Raw genomic sequence first — 4,917 nt, forward strand, 5'->3', positions numbered from 1 at the left:
TTCTTATACAATATTAAATACAATATTTGAAGTAATAATTTACGAGATAATTTTGGCTACAAAGGAATCAGTCACCCAGCTAATTTTGAGCAAGCGCGGCAGTAACAATACAAAGGTGGGCTTGTGCCGGGACTACAGTCGTAATCGAGATCCATGATTACTCGCGCCCCAATACATCTGGACTGTTTTTACGTGATTTCGTAAGCACGCCTAACGAGGCAACTTCTGACTTTGATATCCGAAAATTACCGATCTCACGAGCACGGAAAAAAAAGAACCTTGGAGAACCATCGTGTTATGACAGAAATATGGTTGATAACCGTTAGATCTTTTTATTCGAAGTGCTATTCATTTTTTTTGTTTTTACGTATCCACTGCTCAATTTGGGCATAGTCCAATTTGCCGCTTAGAGCTATGGTATGTCCTTGCGAGTCGTAAAAGTAAGTGCGGGGTAGCTCTCCATACCATTCCGGATCCACTTCATAACGCAATCGCTCAACAAACTTGTCTGCGAATACCCAGGATTCAGCTTTCTTCAGCGGGTATTTTTTTAGCACGCGCGCAATTTCATTCATTTGTTCAGGGGTATCGGTAGAAATCAGTACCAAATCAAGGTCAGGGTATTTTTTCGCTAGCTTACCAAACAGCACCATATCTTCGAGGCAATACGTGCAGTCGAGAGACCATAAACTGATAATGAAAGGTTTACCCGCACGAGCTGCAACAATTTCTTGGTAACTGCCGTGTACGAAAGGTTTAGACATGTGTGCGGCCGAAGAAATAGCGCAGCTTAAGCACAGCAGCACACCAAGCAGACATTGAAAGATTGTGCCTTTGAGTTTCATTGTACGGCCTCAGATAAGTTCATAAGGCGATAGCCTTCTTTGTCGGTGTTCCATGAGAGATAGCTTTTATTGCCATCACTGATTATGAATGGATAATCTGAAGTACCAGCAGTGGAAGCGATTTTATTAGGGGCCGACCAGTGATTTCCGCCATCAATGGAATGTTTCAAATAGATACCGGTAGCCATGCCGTCAAATTCTTTCCAGACGATAAAAACGCGTTGGCCCAGACTCAAAACATGCGGATGAGATGCTTGCGCCCGGAAATTTCCAAAATTTAATGGACGAGAAAAATGCTGGCCTTGATCAGAGGAGTAGGAATAGAACAATCCTTGCCGCTCAGTTGAGTTGCTGAACCAAACGAAATGATAGACACCGTCGTCGTCAATGGATATTGCTGGGCCATGATGAGGGCAAGCATCAATTTCCCAGTTTTCGTAGCTTAAGCGGATAGACTGTGACTTACCATCCAGGCGCATCAAGGCATGGTCGCGTATGTTCTTACCGAAAATATGCCGCCACACGATAATCGGAGTACCGTCCTTATCCATTGCCAACGCCACGCGACAGCATTCGCAGGAATGGTCGGCGGCTTTGATGTTGGTATGGAAAGTTTTGCCTTCATCATCAGAAATGGCGTAATAAATCGCCACTCCATTGTATTTTTTACCATTTTTTTCCGCGACTGATATATCGCGCTTATCCAGCCAGACGATGTAAACCTGACCGCGATCATTTACACCCATTGCATCGAAACTGTGGGTTATAGGATCCAGATTGTTATTGACTGTAATGGGTGTAGAAAAGCTCTTTCCACCATCTACTGAACGGCTAAAGCGGATATTGCCGGCAAAAGGCGTCTCCAAATTCAGGGTGTAGGAAACGTAGACATTGCCATTATTCCCCACCAGAATTTTTGGACGATTCTCGCCTACTGCGGCCACTAGCTCAGGCTCTTGATTTACCAATACTGGTGTGCTGAAGGTTTTTCCCTGGTTATCAGATTGACTGACCATCACATGACCATCTTTCACAGATGCCTGCCACAGTTTGCCGTTGGCATCAAACGTAGCAGTAACTGCCAGCGGCTGGCGCGCAAGTGCAGTTTGCCATATCTTCTTCATATCATGAGACTGCATGGAATCATGACCTGAATGGCCTGCTGCCATACTCATCCCACTTGCCGCCAAAAAGAGAATTAACCCTATCTTGCGGCAATTAACAAACAACCTCACGCTCAGGCGCTGGTTCCAGAACTTCCTGATAATCGTATTATTCATGATGCGCCCCTGAAATCCGGCAACAGAAAAAAAGCGTGTCTCGAGTCATACATTCGCAATAAAATTCTCATAGGCACCTTCTAAATATTTATACTTTAAAATTGGCAACCAATGTGCGCTGCACAATGAGGGAAAGAGATGCATTTATAATTTGTTAGCCATTTAATGCTTTGAAACACACGTTATCAGGCAATACAAAACAGGCGTAAAAAATTTAGCGCAGCATACAAATTGATATACAAGCGCTATATTTTTGCTCCTGACGCCGTATCGAATTAATTAATTATAGAGGGCAGGCAATAATATGAGAATGCGTCAATTTGTCGCACCCTTTTAGAAACAGGCATCACACAACTGGCGTAGTATTCATAAATTGCCATACCTGCTCGCAATAATTCGTCATAAAGCACACGCGTAGCAAAGTGCTTCAGGCGGAAATCCATCCGCCTTTGTAACAGCAATACAACGCACACTCCACGCCGAGCCGCCTTGAGCAAAGCATCACGAAAACGCAGTCCAGGCAAGAATAAGCATTGGCAGTAATGATTTCTCGTTGGGCATCGGCAATGGCTTTGAGGTAAGCTTGTTCAATTGCGTGACGATTACGCAAGTTATCACGCAATATGAACGCCACTTATTGTTCATCAGTATTCTTGTACGCAAGCCAGCAGCTTTACGCGTTCGCGTTGCCGACGAAAATTTATCCACGAAATCAGCGTCCGCAACGCCGCATTACGAAGTATATTTGCTCTGTTGTAGCTGCCTGTATCTCAACCGTGCAATTCAATCTCGGCGCTAATATTTGCCCACCTGGCAAATCATTAACAATATTGACGCCGCTTACAAAAGCGATGCACTCATCTATCAGCGCCAATTTGAGGTATAAACGGTGGCGGCGGCGCATCTGCGCCGTACCGAGATACAGTATCCAGTTGTTGTATAAAAAACATTAACATATTGAACTGTTTTTTCGTACAGAATAGTAATTATTCTGAGCCAATAAACGATATGAGGCACTTGAACGATAGACCTGCCCAAGCTGCCAATTCATGAACATTTCATTCGCCTGCTCTTTTTGATCTTTAGTCAAAATTATTGAATTTCGTAGACTCTTTGCAGTTACACTGTCATCATTCTCGGCAGCTAGGTTTGACCACACGTAGGCCAGCAATTCATTCTTTTTCACGCCGTTGCCCAAATGGTAAGCTAAAGCGAGTTTGTACTGTGCATCGGCATATCCAAATTTAGCCGCTTTTTCCCATAACTCCACTGCTTGGACTAGATCTTGTGGTACACCTTCTCCAGAATGGTACATTGTTCCGAGATTGGACTGAGCGGGGTGGTATCCCTGCAGCGATGCCCTTGTCCACAATTCAACGGTTTTGGTAAGGTCCCTTGGCACGATTTCTCCTTTGTAGTAGATCATCCCAAGCATAAACTGTGCATGAGCAAAATCCCGCTCAGCTGCGTGCTGCCACCATTGTAATGCCTTGGCAGGGTCATCAGGTATCCCCTTGCTGTCAGCATATAACCAGCCAAGCGCCAATTGCGCATCAGCATCACCCTGATCCGCGGCCTTTTGTAACAATTCCACACCAATAACATCATTTTTAGGCACACCATATCCACTGATGAACATATGTCCAAGAGCAGACTGCGCCTTGGCATGTCCCTGCAGGGCGGCTTTCTCATACCATTCTGCTGCTTTCCTAGTGTCCTTTGGTATGATGCCGCGATCACTTCCAGTATCGTTCATGTATCCCAGGTTGTATTGCGCAATCGGATCACCAGCTTCTGCATGCTCTCTCCATTCAGCCAGCTGAGCTACTTGCTCTGTTGTTGCCGACCATGACTGAGCATGCGCACTTGCCCCAACAGTAAATAGCATGGTTAGGAGTAATTGTGCTGCAATAATGCTCTTATAGTTATTTAGTAATGACATTTTCAGACCTCTTTCAAGTTAATATTTATAGATTTTGTCGATCTAATGTAACATGGGAACTCAGAAATTGGCACGTACCCCCATAAGAAAGCCGCGCCCCGGTAGTGGCGCAAGTTCTTTCAGGAACGATGTATGCGTTCGTGCTTCTTGATTGAACAGATTGTTGCCCTTGATGTATGCATCCCAGTGAATCGACTGTGTCGTAAAGTGATAGTTCAGCTTGGCGTTGGTCAGTGTATAAGCACTGGTAGACAGTTCGTTCGCATCTATTCGATCCTGCTTGAAAGAATGGGCGACATCAAGCTTTGCACTGAATTTACCAAGTTGATAGTCGAGGCCCGCGCCGAGGCGCATTGGGGTAATGCGTGGCAATGGCTCCCCCGTGTCGCTATTCTTCGCCCGCACATAGTCAGCGCGCAAATTGAGATTGAGATTACCTTTTTTCTCATATATCCGGAATTTTCCTTCAGCCTCAAAGCCATGAAATTCAGCCTTCACCGCGCGAAATAAACTTTCTGGAAGTTCTTCCTGCTCCTGACCACTATTGATCAATGCAATGTAGTTCTGAAAGCGCGTGTAAAAGCCGCTAATGCTTGCTGAATGCTGACCCGAGCGCCAGCGCAGTTGCAAATCAACACCGTTCGATTTCTCCTTTGAAAGCTTTGAATCACCCACCTCAAACTGGCCCGTTGCGACATGCCGGCCATTCGCAAATAGCTCGGCATACGTCGGCACACGCTCGGTATGCGAAAAATTTGCAGCAAGGCTAACATTCTGATTGAAGGTGTAGAGCGTGCCTAATGCACCGCTATTAGCTGAAAACTTGCGTGCCTGGGCCGCGCCAAAGCGT

The 4,917-nt window shown here is 45.4% G+C and carries 4 protein-coding genes; all 4 read right to left on the reverse strand.

All coding sequences use genetic code 11. From position 1 onward, the window contains the following. Positions 1–344 precede the first annotated feature (344 nt). On the reverse strand, positions 345–764 hold the full coding sequence (locus tag MJ770_RS14815; protein WP_239255946.1) for a TlpA family protein disulfide reductase: 420 nt from the start codon (positions 762–764) through the stop codon (positions 345–347). A gap of 77 nt (positions 765–841) precedes the next feature. Beyond that, positions 842–2,125 (reverse strand): sialidase family protein, encoded by a 1,284-nt coding sequence (locus MJ770_RS14820; RefSeq protein ID WP_239255948.1) that lies wholly within the window; start codon positions 2,123–2,125, stop codon positions 842–844. Positions 2,126–3,074: 949 nt separating this feature from the next. Further along, positions 3,075–4,067, reverse strand: a complete 993-nt coding sequence (locus MJ770_RS14825) for a tetratricopeptide repeat protein (protein WP_239255950.1) — start codon at positions 4,065–4,067, stop codon at positions 3,075–3,077. A gap of 60 nt (positions 4,068–4,127) precedes the next feature. Beyond that, a partial coding sequence (locus MJ770_RS14830) for a TonB-dependent receptor domain-containing protein (protein ID WP_239255952.1) occupies positions 4,128–4,917 on the reverse strand: 790 nt, incomplete at its 5' end.

This window comes from Candidatus Nitrotoga sp. M5 (assembly GCF_927904885.1).
Lineage (GTDB): Bacteria > Pseudomonadota > Gammaproteobacteria > Burkholderiales > Gallionellaceae > Nitrotoga.

Bases quoted from the DNA above. Each gene is read 5' to 3' on its own strand.
- MJ770_RS14825 (WP_239255950.1), bottom strand. From the start codon at position 4,067: ATGTCATTACTAAATAACTATAAGAGCATTATTGCAGCACAATTACTC.
- MJ770_RS14820 (WP_239255948.1), bottom strand. From the start codon at position 2,125: ATGAATAATACGATTATCAGGAAGTTCTGGAACCAGCGCCTGAGCGTG.
- MJ770_RS14815 (WP_239255946.1), bottom strand. From the start codon at position 764: ATGTCTAAACCTTTCGTACACGGCAGTTACCAAGAAATTGTTGCAGCT.